The organism is Tenacibaculum litoreum (assembly GCF_964513915.1).
Classification (GTDB): Bacteria; Bacteroidota; Bacteroidia; order Flavobacteriales; family Flavobacteriaceae; genus Polaribacter; species Polaribacter litoreum.
Genome location: NZ_CAZEQS010000001.1, coordinates 142,437 through 161,462, shown reverse-complemented (window position 1 = coordinate 161,462; position 19,026 = coordinate 142,437). Strand labels below are relative to the sequence as shown.

At 31.7% G+C, this 19,026-nt stretch carries 15 protein-coding genes; 5 read left to right on the top strand and 10 right to left on the bottom strand.

Annotated features, from left to right (window positions below):
• Positions 1-70: 70 nt before the first annotated feature.
• From ACKTTR_RS00695 to ACKTTR_RS00680, 4 genes are all read right to left on the bottom strand, one after another.
• Positions 71-847, bottom strand: a complete 777-nt coding sequence (locus tag ACKTTR_RS00695; protein WP_408026053.1) for a DUF3108 domain-containing protein — start codon at positions 845-847, stop codon at positions 71-73.
• Positions 848-949: 102 nt separating this feature from the next.
• On the bottom strand, positions 950-1,867 hold the full coding sequence (locus ACKTTR_RS00690; protein WP_408026052.1) for a tryptophan 2,3-dioxygenase family protein: 918 nt from the start codon (positions 1,865-1,867) through the stop codon (positions 950-952).
• Positions 1,868-2,057: 190 nt separating this feature from the next.
• Complete coding sequence (hppD, locus tag ACKTTR_RS00685; RefSeq protein WP_408026051.1) at positions 2,058-3,218, bottom strand: 4-hydroxyphenylpyruvate dioxygenase; 1,161 nt, start codon at positions 3,216-3,218, stop codon at positions 2,058-2,060.
• Positions 3,219-3,302: 84 nt separating this feature from the next.
• The gene (locus ACKTTR_RS00680; RefSeq protein WP_408026050.1) at positions 3,303-4,460 is read right to left on the bottom strand and encodes a homogentisate 1,2-dioxygenase; all 1,158 of its coding nucleotides are present in this window, start codon (positions 4,458-4,460) and stop codon (positions 3,303-3,305) included.
• Positions 4,461-4,829: 369 nt separating this feature from the next.
• On the opposite strand from ACKTTR_RS00680, the gene ACKTTR_RS00675 reads away from it, so the two are divergent.
• The 5 genes from ACKTTR_RS00675 (at position 4,830) to ACKTTR_RS00655 (ending at position 11,115) form a co-directional block, all read left to right on the top strand.
• A complete protein-coding gene (locus tag ACKTTR_RS00675) occupies positions 4,830-7,238 on the top strand; it encodes a TonB-dependent siderophore receptor (protein WP_408026049.1) in 2,409 nt (802 codons plus the stop codon).
• Between the two features lie 88 nt (positions 7,239-7,326).
• Entirely contained in the window at positions 7,327-7,656 is a 330-nt protein-coding gene (locus ACKTTR_RS00670; RefSeq protein ID WP_408026048.1) for a hypothetical protein, read from the top strand.
• A gap of 1 nt (position 7,657) precedes the next feature.
• Positions 7,658-7,960: a hypothetical protein gene (locus tag ACKTTR_RS00665; protein WP_133535320.1), complete on the top strand. Its 303-nt coding sequence runs from the start codon at positions 7,658-7,660 to the stop codon at positions 7,958-7,960.
• The gene (locus ACKTTR_RS00660; RefSeq protein ID WP_408026047.1) at positions 7,960-10,035 is read left to right on the top strand and encodes a PepSY-associated TM helix domain-containing protein; all 2,076 of its coding nucleotides are present in this window, start codon (positions 7,960-7,962) and stop codon (positions 10,033-10,035) included. Before ACKTTR_RS00665 ends, ACKTTR_RS00660 begins: the two co-directional genes overlap by 1 nt.
• Before the next feature lie 111 nt (positions 10,036-10,146).
• On the top strand, positions 10,147-11,115 hold the full coding sequence (locus ACKTTR_RS00655) for a helix-turn-helix domain-containing protein (RefSeq protein ID WP_408026046.1): 969 nt from the start codon (positions 10,147-10,149) through the stop codon (positions 11,113-11,115).
• Here the strand turns inward: ACKTTR_RS00655 and ACKTTR_RS00650 are convergent.
• The 6 genes from ACKTTR_RS00650 to ACKTTR_RS00625 are packed head-to-tail and all read right to left on the bottom strand — an operon-like array spanning position 11,087 to position 19,026.
• Positions 11,087-12,052 (bottom strand): sterol desaturase family protein, encoded by a 966-nt coding sequence (locus ACKTTR_RS00650; RefSeq protein WP_408026045.1) that lies wholly within the window; start codon positions 12,050-12,052, stop codon positions 11,087-11,089. The genes ACKTTR_RS00655 and ACKTTR_RS00650 overlap by 29 nt on opposite strands.
• A 2-nt stretch (positions 12,053-12,054) precedes the next feature.
• Positions 12,055-13,083 carry an alpha/beta hydrolase gene (locus tag ACKTTR_RS00645; RefSeq protein WP_408026044.1) on the bottom strand — a complete coding sequence of 343 codons (1,029 nt, stop codon included), beginning with the start codon at positions 13,081-13,083 and terminating at the stop codon, positions 12,055-12,057.
• A 2-nt stretch (positions 13,084-13,085) separates the two neighbouring features.
• On the bottom strand, positions 13,086-14,186 hold the full coding sequence (locus ACKTTR_RS00640; protein WP_408026043.1) for a heparan-alpha-glucosaminide N-acetyltransferase domain-containing protein: 1,101 nt from the start codon (positions 14,184-14,186) through the stop codon (positions 13,086-13,088).
• 16 nt (positions 14,187-14,202) lie between these two features.
• A complete protein-coding gene (locus tag ACKTTR_RS00635) occupies positions 14,203-16,026 on the bottom strand; it encodes an IucA/IucC family protein (protein ID WP_408026042.1) in 1,824 nt (607 codons plus the stop codon).
• The gene (locus tag ACKTTR_RS00630; RefSeq protein WP_408026041.1) at positions 16,016-16,606 is read right to left on the bottom strand and encodes a GNAT family N-acetyltransferase; all 591 of its coding nucleotides are present in this window, start codon (positions 16,604-16,606) and stop codon (positions 16,016-16,018) included. The genes ACKTTR_RS00635 and ACKTTR_RS00630 overlap by 11 nt, the downstream gene beginning before the upstream one ends.
• A gap of 2 nt (positions 16,607-16,608) precedes the next feature.
• Positions 16,609-19,026 carry a GNAT family N-acetyltransferase gene (locus ACKTTR_RS00625; protein ID WP_408026040.1) on the bottom strand — a complete coding sequence of 806 codons (2,418 nt, stop codon included), beginning with the start codon at positions 19,024-19,026 and terminating at the stop codon, positions 16,609-16,611.

Below are 19,026 nucleotides of genomic sequence, written 5' to 3'. Positions count from 1 at the left end.
GGGCAAAAGTACAAATAAATACTATTTTTCCTTCCACTTTAACAATTCTTAAACAGCTTATGTGATTTTTTTAGTCAACCACTATCTCAAAAGGATTTGCTAAGCCTTTATAGGCATCTAATTCTGCGCGTAATGAACCTACAGCTAAGGAGGCCTTCATTTTTATTGGTATTTTATTATCATCTGCTGAAATCCAAATAGTAACGCTCTCTTTTGCTTTAAAAACTCTACCTGCTTGAACCAATGGTCTAAATTTTTGCGTTTTAACTTTACCAAATTTTGTTTTTAATGTTTCGTGTCCTAAAAATCGTAATTTAAACGGGTAACTTTTATTATCGAAAAACATGTCAAGCTTAATTTCATCTCCTTTTCTCAAATTTTCAGTATTCTGACTTCTTAAAAAGTAGAAAGTGGAAATCATATCTTGAGGAGAGTTTACAGAGATTAATGTATCTTTTTGCTTACGGAAATCTTGAACGTACGCTGTATTTTTTTTATGATTGAAAGTTATATGGCGATTCTTTTTATGTCCTCCCTCATCTATTTTCCTTTTAAATAAATAAGGCTGTACTTTATCAATTCCAAAGTAACTTTCATACCTGTCTTCAACCTTAAAAAACCAACTAATGACACCCGTTGTTTTACCTGTCCCTACAGCATGTAGTACTTTTTGGTTATTTAAATTCTTTTCTTTTAACTGTAAAACTGCTGTTCCTGCTTTTAAAAACCCACTATAGCTCATATCAAAACGAAGCCATTCTCCACTCTTATAAGCTTTTGGTTTACTTTGTGCAAAAAAACTTTGTGCAACTACTAAAAATGTAAAAAACAATATTCTTTTTCTCATAATGTTCAAACTTATGAAAATTGATAGACAATTACCGTTCCAAAAATAAAAAAAGCTGTTTAACAGAATATTAAACAGCTTTTATCTTATAATTACTAGAATTTAAAACGTTCCCCAGTTTTCTAATTCTTCTTGGCTCCATAGGTATGGAAAGAAAATTCTTCTTTGATATTTTGGGTGCAAATATTTACGCCAATTACTACCTCCTGTAGCTTCTAAATCTCCATCGCTTCCTCCTAAGTATTTTCCTGCTGCGTTGTAATGTGCCATTACCCATTTTACATTTACAGTATAATCATAATGACGCATTGCTTTTATTAGTTCTTCATTTGCTTGAACTTCTTCAGGTAATTGCTTAAACTTTTTTGAAAGGTTACAATCATTATAATCCTCCATAAAATCTATAAATTCACCCATATATTTTTTCTCAAACAAATTTAATAAAGTTGTTTTTTGACCTGTGGTATAATTTTTCCCTGCAGCTTGCCAGTATAAGTGATCATAGGCATTTTTAAATGATGAATTTCTATCAATTGTATCTCGATAACGGGCATCTATCAAATTGATAAGATCAGTAGAAGCAAATTCAATTTTACGATATTGTGCACTTTGAAAACCACTTGCTGGTGTTAATGTATTACGGAATTTTAAGTATTGGTCTACATCCATTCCGTCACCCATTACTGTAAACGAACTACATAACATATCGAAATAGCGGCTAATACGCATTAGGTGTTTTGAAAACTTATCTGCTGTAATTTCTTCTGCTTTTGCTACTTGGTCAATTTCCCATAAAATCATTTTAAACAACAATTCATTTACTTGATGATACATGATAAAAACCATTTCATCTGGCAACGTAGTTCTAGGGATTTGTAACCCTAATAATGCATCTGTTTGTATATAATCCCAATAGGTTATAGGTTCACTCCATAGCAGTCCTTCTAACATTGCTTCAACAGGAACTCCTAATTTATCATATTTTTCTTCTATTGCTTTTAATATTTCTTCTTTACTCATTTGTTTGTTCTTTTATAATTACTCTAAATTCTTACTCTTAACATAAAGTAAGCTTTATGAGAAAGGAGATTTTATATTTAAATACCTATTTTGATCCATTATATAAATAATAAAGAAACCAAGAAACAAGGCAATTTATACTGTCTTGAATCTTGGTTTTTGATTTGCTTTATCTTATAAAATAAGTTTTTTACAGAGTTCCTCTTAATTCTTGTTCTCTTTCAATTGATTCGAACAATGCTTTAAAGTTTCCAGCTCCAAAACCACGAGCTCCCATACGTTGAATGATTTCAAAGAATAATGTAGGACGATCTTCTACTGGTTTTGTAAAAATTTGTAATAAATACCCTTCTTCATCAGCATCAATCATAATTCCTAAAGATTTTAGCTTTTCAATATCTTCTCTTAACTCGTGACTAAATTCTTCTAATCTTCCTGGAACTGCTTTGTAATATTCTTCTGGTGGAGTTGATAAAAACTCTACTCCTTGAGATCTTAATTGACTTACTGTTTTTATTATATCATCAGTAGCTACAGCAATATGTTGTACTCCTGCTCCTTCATAAAAATCTAAATATTCTTCAATTTGAGAACGTTTTTTTCCTTCAGCTGGCTCATTAATTGGAAATTTGATTCTTCCGTTTCCGTTAGACATTACCTTACTCATTAAAGCGGAATATTCTGTATGAATTTGTTTATCATCGAATGACAGGAAGTTTTCAAACCCCATTACATCTTCATACCATTTTACCCAAACATCCATCTGATTCCAACCAACATTACCAACCATGTGGTCGATATATTTTAATCCTGCTGTTGGTGGGTTATAATCTGATTCCCATTTTTGGAAACCTGGTAAAAATGTTCCGTTATAGTTTTTACGCTCTACAAACATATGAACTGTTTCTCCGTATGTGTAAATACCTGCTCTTACAACCTCTCCATGTTCATCTGTTTCAACAGTTGGTTCCATGTATGATTTTGCTCCTCTTGAAGTTGTTTCTTCATATGCTTTTCTTGCATCTTCTACCCAAAGCGCTACCACTTTAACTCCATCACCATGTTTTACAATATGATCATTAATTGGAGACTTACTATTTAACGGTGTTGTTAAAACTAATTTGATTTTATCTTGCTTTAACACATAACTCACTTCTTCTGTAGAACCTGTTTCTAAACCTTTATATGCATGTGATTGGAAACCAAAAGCTGTCTTATAAAAATGCGCTGCTTGTTTTGCGTTTCCAACATAAAACTCAACATAATCTGTTCCTAAAAGTGGTAAGAAGTCTTGCGCTCCTTCAAATATTTTTTCTAAACCGTAGTTTACTGATTTTATTTCTTTTGACATTTCTCTCTATTTTGAAAATTTGAAAATTAGTTAATTTGAAAATTGATGAATTCAATTTTCAAATTATTACATTGATACATTGAACTATTCTAGCCAAGATTTATAATAATCTTCATCTGCTATTTTCATAGCCTCTTCAGTTACTTTTAATGGTTTAAAAGTATCTACCATTACTGCTAGTTCTTCAGTAACTTTTTCTCCAATACTCCTTTCTGTAGCTCCTGGGTGCGGTCCGTGAGGAATACCTGCTGGATGCAACGAAATATGACCAGCATCTATATCATTTCTACTCATAAAATCTCCATCTACATAGTACAATACTTCGTCAGAATCAATATTACTATGATTGTATGGTGCTGGAATAGCTTCTGGATGATAATCGTATAAACGAGGTACAAAACTACAGATTACAAATGCATCTGTTTCAAATGTTTGATGTACTGGAGGCGGCTGATGTATACGTCCTGTTATTGGTTCAAAATCATGAATTGAAAAAGCATACGGATAGTTATACCCATCATAACCAACAACATCAAAAGGGTGTGTTGCGTATACCATTTCAATAATTTCGTTTTGTTTTTTCACATTGATAACAAAGTCTCCTTTTTCATTATGTGTTTCTAGTTCTTCTGGTCTGCGAATGTCACGCTCACAAAATGGCGAGTGTTCTAATAATTGACCAAACCAGTTACGGTATCTTTTTGGAGTGTATACTGGACGATAAGATTCTACAATAAACAACCTATTATCTTCCGTATCGAAATCTAATTTGTATATGATTCCGCGAGGGATTACTAAATAATCACCATATTTGAAATCTAAATTACCTAACATCGTACGTAACTTTCCTGTTCCTTTATGAATGAAAATTACCTCATCTGCATCAGTATTCTTGTAAAAATATTCTTTGGTTGATTCTTTTGGAGCTGCTAAAATGATATTACAATCAGAATTGGTAAGTACTACTTTTCTACTTTGTAAGTAATCATTTTCTGGTGCTACTTGAAATCCTCTAAAACGATACGATTGAATATTGTTTTCTTTTGCCACCTTAGGCGCTATCGAATATTGTTTACGGATTTCTTTGACCATTGTTGGTCTATATTCATGGTAACTGTTGGTAGACATTCCGTCAAAACCAATCGTACCAAATAATTGTTCGTAATATAAACTTCCGTCTTCTTTACGAAACTGAATATGTCGCTTGTGTGGAATTTTTCCTAATTTATGATAAAAAGGCATCTTTAATTAATTTGATAGTTCAACAATGTGTTAATTATACAATTAACTCTCTTTCTCTACTTAGTCAATTATTTCTACTTATTATTTATAAATAGTGACTAAATCTCAAAATCAATCAATAATAGCTACTCTGGGTTCCGTTTTATCATGAACTTTAAATGCGCTAAAAGATCTTTCCAATGCATTTTAATAGGTTTTTAGTTGCGTTTTACAAATATACCAAAATTAAAAAGATGTTGATATCTCATTAAATTTCAAAATTTTAGATTTTTTTATTTAAAATTAATCTAAATAAATTTTGATACTTAATCCTCCTGAGATACATTTGCGATATTAAATAATTTTTATTAAATCTAAATAAGAAAAAAAATGAAGGGCTTTTTAACAACAGTTTTACTGTTTGTAGGAATGGTAAATTCAGTAGCGCAAGGGGATAAGATTAGCGGTACTGTATTAGACAATAATAATGACCCTCTAATAGGTGTTAATATACTTATTGAAGGAACTCAAAAAGGGGTGCAAACCAACATTGATGGTAACTTTACAATACCTATCTCTACAAAAGGAGAAGTAACATTGATAGTATCCTATATTGGTTTTAAAACTAAAAAAGTAACAACCAATAGCAATACGCAAAACTTACAAATTACCTTATATGAAGGTAATGAAATACTAAACGAAGTGACTGTTGACACTCATAGAAAAAACAAGTTTTCTAGAAAGAAAACTGCTTATGTGGCGAAGTTACCTCTAAAAAATATTGAAAACTCACAAGTGTATAGTACAGTAACCAATCAGTTATTGGTTTCACAGTCTGTTACAAGTTTTGAGGAAGCGTTGAAAAACACTACTGGTGTTGAAAAATTATGGTCTTCAACTGGTAGAAGTGGAGATGGTGCTGGTTACTATTCTATTCGTGGTTTTTCTGTTCAACCTCAATTAGTTAATGGTGTTCCTGGAATTACAAATGGTTTTATAAACCCTGATAATGTAGAAAGAATTGAGGTTATAAAAGGGCCTTCTGCTACTTTATACGGAAGCACCGTAACATCATACGGAGGTTTAATTAATATTGTTACGAAGAAACCATATAAAGGAACTGGCGGAAATATTACTGTTGGTAGTGGTTCTTTTGGTTTTAAAAAGTTAACTGTTGACCTTAATACTAACCTTGAAGAAAATGAAAACATCTCATTACGATTAAATGCGGGTTATCAAACACAAGATAGTTTTCAAGATGCTGGTTTTAGAAAGGCTTTATTCTTAGCTCCTGCTATTTCTTATAAAGTAAATAATAGATTGACATTAAATTTTAATTATGAATTATCATCTACAGATCAAACAAATCAAACTTTTCTGTTTTTAAATAGAGGAGCTCCTCTTACTGTTAAAAACTTAGAAGAACTAAATTACGACAGAAATAAATCTTTAACAAACGACGATATTTCTATTAAAAACCCTAACCAAAACTATAGAGGTGAGATTGCTTATAAAATTACAGATAACTGGTCTTCTCAAACAATTGTAGCTGGTAGTAACACAAAATCAAAAGGATATTATACTTACTTATATAATGTTCAAAATGATTTATTTGGATTATATGCTCAAAAAACAGATGCTTCTACTAATACTTTAAGTTTACAACAAAACTTTACAGGAGACTTTAAACTAGGTTCTGTTAGAAACAGAGTGGTAGTTGGTATTGACTATTTAGATTCACAAATTATAGACAATGGTTCTGGTTATCGTGGAATTAATGTTGTGAATCCACAAGGACAACTAATCCCAGTACCTCCAGCATTTGGTTTTGCTAATTTACCTACAACAAGAGCAAGTCTTGATAGCGTTTTAGCTAATGTTGATAGATCAAATTCTGATATAAATCAAAATGTTCTTAGTGGTTATATTTCTGATGTTGTAAACATCTTACCTCAACTATCTGTAATGGCAGGAGTTCGTTATGATAGATTTAATTATAAAGGTGATGAAAACGACCCAAGTGATGACGAAAAAGAATTTACTAAATCAACTTTTTCCCCAAAGTTTGGAATTGTTTACCAACCAATTGTAGATCAACTATCAGTTTTTGCCAATTATCAAAATGGATTTTCTTACGTAAACCCTGAAAGAGTTCCTGTAGATATTTCAAATCCTAATGGAGCTACTAAGATCCAATCATATAACCTAGAACAAGCAAATCAATTAGAGTTTGGTATAAAAACCAATCTATTCAATAATAAAGTAGAAACTACATTAAGTTATTATAATATAACTGTTGAAGATAAGGTTATGGGATTTGGAGCTAGTAAACAACAAGATGCTACAGTAAAAAGTAAAGGTTTTGAGCTAGAAGTAAACGCAAATCCTATTAACGGATTAAACTTACGTGGAGGTATTAGTTATAATGACGCAAAAGTTACTGAATCAAAATCACGACCTGATTTAGTAGATAAACGTTTAGCTGAAGCAGGACCTGAAACTTCTTACAATTTCTGGGCTGATTATAAGTTTCAAGACGGTATTATTAAAAATCTAGGGTTAGGTTTTGGACTTAATGGCGCTAGCAAATACAATACTATGGTAGGATACCCATCAGTAGGAGATTTTTACTTACCTGCCTATACTATTTTTAACGCTTCAATTTATTATGAAGTTGATAAATTTAGAATTAGTGTAAAAGGAAACAACTTAACAGACAAAGAATACTATACAGGGTGGAGTACTATAACACCTCAAGCCCCAAGAGCCTTTTTAGGTACTGTTAGTTATAAATTTTAAATATGAATAGCTATTTGAATTATTAAATGTTGCAAACACAAAACTCTGAATTTTTATGTTCAGGGTTTTGTTATTTCAATAAACCACTATGAAAACAATCACCTTTCTTTTTATTTTTATCGGATGTTATGCCTTATATAACACCTCTGAAAAAGCTTATGTATCTGATAATTTTTCCTTGCAAAAATGGTTTCAGTCTAATAACCTTTTTACTCAAATAACTGGAGTAACCTTTTTACTTACAGGTTTATTATTATCTATCTCATTTTTTGGACTTTCTGCAGGAGTTATTACATGGATTGTGGCTACTTCACTTTTTTTAAGTCTTATCATTCTCATTACTCCTTTAAGAGTGATAAACCACGTCTCTTTAACTGTTTTATGTATGTTAACCTTTTTAATAGAATTCTTCTTTTAATATGCCTGCTAATTCTAAATATTTAAACCAATCACCTTGGCAACAGTTTGCAAAAATATCTGCTGGTCTAATTGGTGGATATATCATAAGTGCCTTGCTACATTTATGTTTAGTCTTATGGTTACCCAACCCTAAAGAAGTACTCATTACTTCTATCTACACCATTTTTATTGTATGGGGAGCTTTGCTAATTGTTCCTTACTTGTTTAAAAATGGGTGGAAAGCTTGGATTTTATATATCATAATCTCAATAATCCTATATATAATCTACTACTTAGGAAACCAACAAAATCCGTTTGTATAATGAGTAACAGAAATTACAATGTGTTTTTCAATACACATACAGTTAGTGGTATTGTTATAAGTGTAGCCTTGTATGTAATTTTTTTCACGGGTGCTTTTGCGCTTTTTAAAGACGAAATTGAAGCCTGGGAAGATGGTAAGCATTCACAAAACATTGCTAGAGAAAACATTGATTATGATTTTTTATTAGAAAAGCTCTCAGAAAATCATCATCTAACGAGTAGAGACATTCGCTTTTACTTAGGGCATAAAAGTGACAACATCTATGTCTTAACCTCAGCTGCAAAAGACACAGTAAATATTCCTGATGAAGCTAAATACCAAAACTATCAGGCAATAAATATTCATACTGGTGAAACAGCATCTTATGTAGAAAAATATGGTTTAGGCGAATTTTTATACCGTTTACATTTCTTTACGCAAATCCCCACTATAGGAATTTATCTTGCTGGTTTTGTATCCTTATTCTTTTTGTTTGCCATTGTTACTGGTGTGATTGTACATTGGAAAAAAATCGTCTCAAATTTTTATCAATTCAACCCAAAAGTTTCTTTAAAAAGAGTGTGGACAGATGCCCATACTGCATTGGGTATCATTGGACTTCCTTTTCAGTTTATGTATGCTGTTACGGCAGCTTATTTTTGTTTAAGCTTGTTTGTTTTACTTCCTGCAAACTTTTTATATGGTGGTGATCAAGATAAACTAATGGAAGATTTACGTCCAGACCGTAAGTCGTATGAGTGGATTGCTAAAACAGATAAAGAAATCCCTAGTGTAAACCAGTTTGTGAAAGAGAACGCCAACCGTTGGTCTCATTTTAATTCAAACTATGTTTTAATTAAAAACTATGGAGGTACCAACATGAAATATTGCTTGATTGGCGAACTGGATTATAAAGAACGTTTTTTAAGTTCTGGAATGATATTTTATGATTTCGAGACAGATGAAACTTCGATTATAAGAAATCCTAATGAAAGTAAGTATACAGATGATATTCAACTTTCTGTAAGCCGCTTACATTATGGTAATTTTGGAGGTATTGCTATAAAAGTTATTTACTTTATTCTCGCGCTTATCACTTGTTTTGTAATTATTACTGGTGTACTCATATGGATAGAAGCTCGTAATAAGAAAAGTATGAGTTTAAAACAGCGTTTATATACAGCTAAAGTAGGACATATTTATCTTGCTATTTGCTTGTCTTTGTATCCTATTATTGCTTTATTTTTCTTAGTAGTGAAAATTCTGCCAGAAAACTATCAAACCCAAAAAATGAGTATTTTATATACTTGGTTTTTTGTTGTTTGGTTATTAGCTACCATTTACTTCAGGTTCAAGAGAAATAATTACTTTACTAATAAAATCACTCTTCTAACAGGAGCTATTCTTGGGTTTTTAGTTCCAATTGCTAGTGGTATAGTTTCCAACAACTGGATTTGGAATACTTACAAGGCTAGACAATTTGATATCCTTACAATCGATTTATTATGGATAGGCATTTCAATTACTGCACTATTCATCTATTTTAAAATTAAACCAGAAGCAAAAGCCAAAAGTGCTTTTACAAAACACCCTATAGATTACAAAAATCGTAAGCAGTTGTTAGCAGAAGAAACTCAAAAAACGACTCAAATTTTAAACACTGAAAAAAACAATCAATTATTAAACAATAAAAACCACATACCTATGAGAACAAAAATTATAATCCTTTGGATATTTTTAGCAATTGGCTGGATAGTTCACCACATTTACGGACTGTTCAATATATATTACAATGAAACCTTAGTAATGGAGGGTGCAACAGGTGAAGCTCCTTTTGCACATCATATATACCGTATACTATTTGAAGGAATGTGCTTACTTTTTGGTTTACTAACCATTGAGATCTCTAAAAAATGGTTTAAGATAATCTCACTAATTTGGGCAAGTATTGCTGGGTTATACAACGTATACCATTTATTTGAAGCCATTATGCATGAAGCGAGTAACATCTCTGAAATATTCATGCTTCTTTTAGTAGCTATAGCAAGTGTATTTTTAATCATTAATATTTACAAATGGATTAAAGACCACTAACTAACTCATTAAGCCCTTTTAAACACCGTGACACAAGTGACAAGATATTCAAAATAACCTTGTCACTTGTTCCATCGGCTTATCCTTCATTTCCTAGTCCCCCTATATTTCATGGAAATTGCTACTACCAACAGCGAAACACCACAGTTAAAAAAAATATTGCAGCTACAAACTGAAAGTTTAGATTGCGGTATAAAGACCTCTATATTTACAATTAATCCCGCCTATGGCAGGGGGTTTGTTACTAGTTATTATTTTGATGGTTTATTAATTAATGTTATTAATGCTAGATTTAAAGAGGATTTTCTTTTTATATCAAATGATAACCTAAGTATTTTAGAACTTTCTGTTTTAATTGAAGGAGAAAAAATTATCCGTGCTTCTAATTTCAAAAATGACCTCATCCTCGAAAAAAATGAAAGTTGTCTCTTATATAATAGCAATATAGACAATAAAACATTTTTTTATAGAGATAAGCCTATAAACGAGATTAAAATTAGAATGTATGATTATTTCATACAGAAACACCAAATGCAAGCTCTTCTGTCCAATGATAAAGCTCTTGGCTTAAAAAAAAAGGAAAATTTCACTCAACAGTTAACTTCTAATATGGAGAAAATTGTTACCGAAATACTCCTTAATTCACAAAAAGGGTTGCTTAAACGTCTTTTTTTAGAATCAAAAACTTTAGAATTGCTACACCTGCAATTAGCTGTTTGTACGGAAAAAACAAGCAGTTCTAATGAAAATATTCTTAAGAAAATATATAAGGTAGAAGCTATACTTCAAACAAATCTACATGAACAAATATCCATACAGCAACTTGCTCGTAAAGTATTATTGAATCAAAATGTTTTAAAAAATGAGTTTAAAAAATTGTTTAATGAAACTATTTTTAATTACGCTAAAAAATTAAGAATGGAGAAGGCTAAAAACTTATTAATCCATACTCAAAAACCTATTTATGAAGTAGCTGATATGGTGGGGTACAAAAACCCTACTCATTTTACAGCTGCTTTTAAAAAGTTTGAAAAAGTTACTCCTAAAGAGTTTAGAAAGACTTATTCTCATACCCTTTAAGACTAGGGTCTAAATTTAAACTCTCTTCTTTGTCATATTTATTTACCCAGGCATCATTTCTGTACTCTCTTGCCTTTCTCCCTCCATCAATGTGGTTCCAACCTGGAGGCATGAAAATATACTTTATCTTATCTATCAATCTTGGTGCATTTTTAACATCGAACCATAATTCTTTCCATAATAAAAACTGTACATGCCATATATTTTCGCTATTCAACTTGTCATGCATAATTCCATATTGAATTTTTTCATTCTCTAACTCTTTTTGAAAGGTTTTAAATAAACGATCCCAAATACTAAAGGTCTCGCCATAATTTCTATCTAAATAAATATGATTTTTAGCATGATGCACCCTGTGAACTGAAGGAGTAATTAATATCTTATCTAACCATTTTTGCTTCCCAATAACTTTTTCATTTATATGTGTTAAAGTAGCGTATAGTCTTGCTATAGGCTCAATTACAAAAATCATTAATGGGTGAAATCCTACTATTGGGAGCCATATAAAATTAAACGGAGTAAAAAATACATCAAAGATTGATCCTCTTGCAACTACAGTTAAATTCATTTCTTCTGCAGTATGATGTACACCATGAATACACCATAAAACTCGAACTTTATGTCCTAATAAATGAATAAAAAACACTGTAAAATCGTACAACAAGTAAGCTGCTATCCATACATACCATTGAAAACCCAAGTTGAACAACTTATTTTCATATAGCAAAAACATGGTGCCTACAATCAATACTTTTGACAATAGAAAATACGGAATACTTTGTACTAAATAAGACACAATGCTAACCACCCCTTCTTTATTTTTTTCTACATAACTTGATACAATAAGAATTCCCCATTCTACTAGCATTAAAACAAGTACTATTATACTCATATATTCTAGTTGACCCGCAAGTGTTTTTATAGACGATAAATCCATTTTTAATTATTCTTATAAAAATTATTCTTTAAAAAAGTACACATTTGTGCTACTGCTGCTTTTGATGTTTCAGTTTCCCTAAGAGCATTTAGTACTATAAAATCATGTATTGTTCCTCCATATCTTGTTGAAATAACTGGTACTTTAGCCATTCGTAACTTTTTAGCATATGCTTCTCCTTCATCTCTTAGCACATCATATTCCGCCGTTATTAAAAGAGTTTTAGGTAAGTTTTGAAGTACTTCTAAACTAGCTTTTAAAGGAGCTACAGTTGCTAATGATTGTGTACTTTTATCAGGAGCGTATACTTCCCAGAACCATTTCATAGTAGCTCTAGTTAAATAATGTCCTTTTGAAAATTGTTCGTATGATTTGGTATTTAAATTAGTATCGGTTACAGGATACAACAACACTTGCCCAAGAATTTTAGGAACTCCTTCCTCTTTTGCCTTCATTGCTATAACTGTTGCCATATTTCCTCCTACACTGTCACCGCCAACTATAATTCTGTTTGAATCTAATCCATATCTTTTTCCATATTTCGATATAAATAAAGCTGCTGTATATCCTTCTTCATTTGCTACAGGATATTTTACTTCTGGTGCTCTTGAATATTCTACAAAAACCACTCCTACGTTTGCTTTTAAAGCAATGTCTCGCATTAAACGTTTGTGTGTTTCAAAGCTATTGAACACCCAACCTCCTCCATGAAAGTATATTAATGTAGGGAGTAATTTTTCTGCCTTTTTTGGCTTTATTATTACTGCGCTTATTTTTCGATTCCCTTCCTTAAAAATAGTTTTGGTAAAAGTTACTTTATCATACGTTAGGGTTGAATCTTTTTGCATGTTTTCCATCGCAAGTCTACCTACATCTAACGGTAGATTTTGCAATGGTGGACCCTGATAAGAATGGATAACTTCTAAAAATTCTTGAACTGTGGGGTCTAATCCATAGTTCCCTGCTAGTTTTGCTTGTGCTACAGATTTAAGCTGTAATAAAACAATAATAATAACTAATAATTTCCTCATAATTATACCATTTGTTGTACTACTCTTGTTTTTTTACTTCTCTTGGCAACCTTATATTTGTTAAACAGATACAATAATCCAAAAGTTCCTAAATTTACAGCTAGCATAATGGCTAAGACCATTGGTTCACTATAAGCTGAGAATTCTGTAAACGCTAACAACCAATAAATTAACACCCATTGTATCATATAAAAAGGAGTAACATTTTTACTACAGTAAAAGAACAACCTACTTATATAATTGTTCTTAGGCAGATTTCGCTCTATTAAATAATACACCCAGAAAAGAACTAAGATACATCCCATTAATCCCATACTTCCTCCTGGACCTAAATGATAATAATCTCCAAAATGATACTCATAATTATAATCACACAGTAACTTTCCTATTACCAGAAAAACGATTCCGATGTACAACATTGGCCTGAATAAAGATGTATCAGCATTTTCAGGTGCTTCCTGATATCTTAATCCTAGATATAACCCCATCAGAATAAAGGAAATCCACGGGAATAAAGGAAAGTATACATCAAAATTATTACCCCAAATAAGGTTTAAAACATAATCTACCCCAGGGATTCCTAATTGAATACCACTTACAATTTTTGAAAGCCACATGACAACTAATGCTATAAGTATGAGTATGTTTTTGTTTTTTATTAAGAACTTAAAGGATATCCCTATTAAAAATAAGGATATCCCTATCAATTGAAACATATCTCCTTTTAAAAAGTAATTTAACATGCTAGACAAATCACCTACTTGAAGCCCACTTGCCTTTACAAAGCTTTCTGGGAAACCTCCAAAAAATAAAAGAGGCACTATAAATCTTAAGAAGTTTAAAATGTATCCTAAAGTAATAATGAATAAAGCTTTTTTAAGAATCCCTTTTTTATTTGAGTTTCTTGAGAATGCAAATGATATCCCCATTACAATAAGGAAAACCGGTGATCCTCTTTCTAATATCTGAGCTATATTTCCAGTTATCGAATTTTCCCAAGTATCCATACTTGAAAAAATCATCATCACATGTACTGGAATCATAATAAGAACACTAAACCCTCTTACAAAGTCTACAGCTCTTACTCTTTGTGTTTTTTGCATTTGTAATGTGTTTATTTTATGTGTTTTGAATTATTATCTCAGTTTCTATTTCCTCTTCTTTTTTAAATTTAGCAAGCGGATTTTCTAAAGTTCCTTCCAGTTGTAAGCTCTCGATTGGGTCGGCTAAACTCAACATTTGTTTTGTATTGCTTAACTGCAACCTGTTTAAACAACAGCGATCAAACTCATCAACAAACAAATCATATCGTTTATATTTTTCTATAAACTCAGGATGCTCTTCCTGATACTCATACACACATTCTGCCACCAATTCCCAGAAGTTTTCTTCTGAAAAGTTTGCGTAACGGTCTAATTGTTGTGCCATAAAACGGAAAAAGCAATCGAAAACATCTGTAAAAATGGTTAGCACTTTCATTTTATCAGAAGTTTTAGTAAACAATCTTTCAGCGTGTTCTGGTAAGTGTATTTCTTCATTAAAAACAATTACTTCTTCCGTAATGTCTTTCATTAAAACATGTACAGGAGTGCTTTCTTCTAATACTAGAATAAGATTTTCTCCGTGTGGCATAAACACAAATTCGTACTTATAGAAACAATGCAATAAAGGAGCTAAATAAGCTTTTAAATAACGTTGAACCCAAGTAGTAGTATTATAAGGTGATGCATCTATTAAAGCAGTCAACAATAATTTTTCTTGATAATCTACATGTAATAAAGCAGCCATGGTAAGCACACGTTGATTGGAGCTAATTTTTGTAAACGGACTCTCACGCCACAAGGTCGATAACATTTTATTATGCGGATTCGTTTTTCCTAAAACTTCGTAATAATGGTTGTGATATCCTACCGTTGCTACTTCACCTAACATGGTAAAACCATTATTTTGCAAATACGTATCGTCTAACAACAAATCTGTTATCCATTTTGTTATGTGTGGGGTGCTTTGCATATAATACGGAGATAATCCACGCATAAAGCCCATGTTTAAAATAGATAAAGCTGTTTTTGTGTATAATTTTTCTGGATTTGAGGCATTAAATAATGTTCTAATAGATTGCTGTGCGGAAAATTCATCGTCACTTTCTCCTACCAAAATGATATTTTTTTGTGCTATGTCTGCCCCAAAAACGGCTACTATTTTATTTTTCCATTGCCAAGGATGTACGGGCATAAAAATGTAATTTTCTAAGGCTACATTTTGTTTCTTTACAACTTCTTTAAATGAGGTTAATTTTTCATTTCCTAATTCACTTTCTAAAAGTTTTTCATATTCATATCCTTTAACAGCTGTGTAGGTCGCATATTTTTTATGAACCGCAATCCATACAAGTTTAAAAGGATGATTGCTTTCTGGTGCATACACATAGTAATCATCAATATTGAATCCTATTCTACCATTATTTGCTACAAAACAGGGGTGACCTTCAGTCATCGCATGTTCTATTTCTTGAAAACTTTTCTCTGCTAATTCATGGGCTGAAAATTTCTCATTTACATATTTATATGCTGCTCCTGAAAGTGTACTTGTTATTTCTTCTAAATAGGTTGCTAAAAACTCATTAGGAATCCCCAAAGTATTTTGGAACTCTGTTATAAAATGCAATGCGTCTAGGCAAACTTCTTCCGAAGCATTGTCTTTTTTGGTAATACTTTTTACATCTACCAACCAGTGATCAAGCAAATATTTTTTTGCTTTAAATCGATAGACAAACTTATTATCATCAGAAGTTATTTGGTATGTGCATCCATCCTCTTGTTCTGAAATAAATTCGGGAGTTAAAATAAGTTCGTGAGAGAACTCACTGATTGCTTTTTTTATTAATTGACGATTTACAAACTTCCACACATCGGGTTGTAAATGTGCTATATTATTTATCATGTTGTTTTAGTTTGATTAAAGCTGATTGATACATCTCTTTTGTACAAAAAGCTAGCGCAGCTTTTTTATGAGGTAATTCAATTTCTTTTTGGTATTCAAAGCCTGCTTTTTTATTTAGCACATGTATTTTTTCGTTGTTCACATCAGGCTCTACGACAATTCTTTCTATTTGTGGCAAACTGAAAAAATAATCGATAATGGTTGAAAACACATACCAAGTAAACTGTGGCATTCTTTTTTCCACTGGAGCTACTAAAACGTGCATTCCATAATCGTTTTCCTGTACATCGTAATAGTTTGCTATAATATCTTTTGATGCTTTGTATTGTTCCATCAAAAACACAGGAGTATCATTTAACATCCCTATATAACTATGATGATGTGGGCTGTTTTCAATTTCTTGATATTCACTATACACTTCGTCTAAAGACTTATCTAACATTCCCCAATATTTTGCATACGGTTGCGTTACCCAGCTATGCAACATTGGTATATCTGTTTCCAATTGAAACGGACGAATACTTATTATTCCTACTCCTGTAATTTCTTTGCTAAATACTTTTTGATACGCTTGAACCATAATTATACTTCCTGAGTTTTAAATACAGCTATTGGATTGTCTAGTTTTCCTACAAATTGTAGTAAAGCAACAGGGTCGTCTAAATCAATCATTTGTTTGTGATTGTTCAATTGTAATCTATTTAAACACGAAAGTTTAAAGTCTTCAGCAAACAAATCATATTGTTCAAACTTCTTCGACAATTCTGGGAACTGTTCTTGATATTCTTGAATATTTTCTGCTACTAACTTCCAAAAACGGTTCTCGCTATAACTTGCATGTTCTTCTAAAATTGGAGCTAAGAAACGGAAGAAACCATCAAACATATCTGTAAATATGGATAGTAATTTTACGTCTTCCGGAACGGGTGCATACATTCTTTTTAACTCTTCTGGTAGCTCAACTTCTGGATTTAAAACACATGCTTCTTCAGTAATATCTTTTAGTAAAGCATATGCTGGAATGTTATTTTCTAATACCAAAATAATGTTTTCTCCATGTGGCATAAACACCAAATCGTAATAGTAAAAACAGTGTAATAAAGGACTTAAGTATGCTTTTAAATAACTACGTAGCCAATCATCTATTGAAATTCCAGAGTCTTTAATAATTTCTGGCAACAATGCTTTTCCGTGATGGTCTATATGTAATAATGCTGCCATCGTTAGTGGTTTTTGATTTTGTTTAACCACTGAATACGGACTTTCTCTCCATAACGATGCTAACATTTTATTGTAATCGTTGTGCGGACCAAATTCTTCAAAATATGGATTCACATAGCTAACCGAACCTATTTCACTCAACATTCTAAATCCGTTTTCCTTTATATACGCATCATTATACAACAGGTTTTCTAACCAAACTGCCATTTTAGGAGCAGTTCCTAAATAATACAATGGCAATCCTCTCATAAAACCCATGTTTAGAATAGACAATGCCGATTTTGTATAAAACTTCTGTGGATTGGTTATATTAAATAGGGTTCTTATTGATTGCTGCGCTAAGTATTGGTCTGGTCCATATCCTAAACAGATTAAATCTCCTTTGGCAACTTCTGAAGCAAAAATTGTAGCTAGTTTGTTAAACCATTGCCATGGATGAACAGGAATAAATAAGTACTCTTTTGGACTAAAGCCTTTTTCTTCAATTATTTTATTGAATTGTGCTATAGTATCAGCATCTAACTCCTGATGTATTAAGGTTTCATAGGGCAATGCTTCTATCGCTGAAAAAAGGGCTTTTGATGTATGTCCTGCCAACCATATTAACGAAAAAGAATTTCCTGCTTCTGGCGCATACGAACGATAATCGCTACTATCAAAACCTATTCTCCCATTATTAGCTACAAACCCCGGATGTCCTTCCGTCATAGATTGCTCTATCGTTTGAAAATCAGCTATCGCTAATGCTGCTACTGTTGGATTTCCTTTAGTCATTTTAAATGTGCTTCCGTAAAGGGTACTTATAATTTCTTCTAAATACACGGGCATTTTTTCATCAGCAATGCCTAATGCTTTTCTAAATTCTTTTATAAAAGCAATCGCATCGATTTCTTCTTCAACTTCTTTTGCATATTTTTTTATAGAGTTTTCATCAATCATCAAATGATTCAACGCCATTGGTTTTGCTTCAAACTCATATTGGATTTCAATATCATCTGCATAAACTTTATAAAGTTTATACCCTTTGTTTAGCTCTTGAATTATTTCTGGTTGAATTAATAGTTCATGTGAAAACTCGCACAATGCTTTTTTTACTAATAATAGGTTCGCTTTTTGCCAAACCTCTGGTTGTATATGTTGGGTTGATTGTTGTGGAGAAACCACATTATCTAAGGTGTTCATGGCACTTCTTTTTGATGGTATAAAAGATTGAATTTGTTGTTGGTAATTAGTTTTGGTTAAAAATGCTAGTTGTGCTGTTTTGTTAGGTAGTTCTATTACGCTTCCTAGTTGAAAACCTATGCGTTGACACAGTGCAAACATTTTTTTGTTTCGGATATCGGGTTCTACTACTATTCTATTGATAGTAGGGTTCGTAAAAACAAAATCCATAATAGACCGAAACATAAACCACGTAAAGTTTGGTGTTTTAGTAGTTTTTGGTGGTGCTACAATAATATGTACGCCACAGTCAGCCGTTTTAGCTTTATAAAAATTATGAATAACGTCTAGTTGCGGGTTGTAACGCTCTAATACAAATGCAGGTTCGTCATCAAACATTCCTACAAAAACATCATAATGTTCTGGGGCTATAAGTTGGGTATATTCTTCTTCAACTTCTTTTACCGTTGCGTTTTGCATTCCCCAAAAAACAGCATACTCTTGTGTTACCCATTTTTGTAAAAAAACACTGTCTTTTTTTACTTGAAAAGGACGAATGGTAATTCTTCCAAAATCTTTGTATTTTTTTGAAAAAGCTATGGTTTCTGTTGTTCTCAT

Bases quoted from the DNA above. Each gene is read 5' to 3' on its own strand.
- ACKTTR_RS00695 (WP_408026053.1), bottom strand. From the start codon at position 847: ATGAGAAAAAGAATATTGTTTTTTACATTTTTAGTAGTTGCACAAAGT.
- ACKTTR_RS00690 (WP_408026052.1), bottom strand. From the start codon at position 1,867: ATGAGTAAAGAAGAAATATTAAAAGCAATAGAAGAAAAATATGATAAA.
- hppD (WP_408026051.1), bottom strand. From the start codon at position 3,218: ATGTCAAAAGAAATAAAATCAGTAAACTACGGTTTAGAAAAAATATTT.
- ACKTTR_RS00680 (WP_408026050.1), bottom strand. From the start codon at position 4,460: ATGCCTTTTTATCATAAATTAGGAAAAATTCCACACAAGCGACATATT.
- ACKTTR_RS00675 (WP_408026049.1), top strand. From the start codon at position 4,830: ATGAAGGGCTTTTTAACAACAGTTTTACTGTTTGTAGGAATGGTAAAT.
- ACKTTR_RS00670 (WP_408026048.1), top strand. From the start codon at position 7,327: ATGAAAACAATCACCTTTCTTTTTATTTTTATCGGATGTTATGCCTTA.
- ACKTTR_RS00665 (WP_133535320.1), top strand. From the start codon at position 7,658: ATGCCTGCTAATTCTAAATATTTAAACCAATCACCTTGGCAACAGTTT.
- ACKTTR_RS00660 (WP_408026047.1), top strand. From the start codon at position 7,960: ATGAGTAACAGAAATTACAATGTGTTTTTCAATACACATACAGTTAGT.
- ACKTTR_RS00655 (WP_408026046.1), top strand. From the start codon at position 10,147: ATGGAAATTGCTACTACCAACAGCGAAACACCACAGTTAAAAAAAATA.
- ACKTTR_RS00650 (WP_408026045.1), bottom strand. From the start codon at position 12,052: ATGGATTTATCGTCTATAAAAACACTTGCGGGTCAACTAGAATATATG.
- ACKTTR_RS00645 (WP_408026044.1), bottom strand. From the start codon at position 13,083: ATGAGGAAATTATTAGTTATTATTATTGTTTTATTACAGCTTAAATCT.
- ACKTTR_RS00640 (WP_408026043.1), bottom strand. From the start codon at position 14,186: ATGCAAAAAACACAAAGAGTAAGAGCTGTAGACTTTGTAAGAGGGTTT.
- ACKTTR_RS00635 (WP_408026042.1), bottom strand. From the start codon at position 16,026: ATGATAAATAATATAGCACATTTACAACCCGATGTGTGGAAGTTTGTA.
- ACKTTR_RS00630 (WP_408026041.1), bottom strand. From the start codon at position 16,606: ATGGTTCAAGCGTATCAAAAAGTATTTAGCAAAGAAATTACAGGAGTA.
- ACKTTR_RS00625 (WP_408026040.1), bottom strand. From the start codon at position 19,026: ATGAGAACAACAGAAACCATAGCTTTTTCAAAAAAATACAAAGATTTT.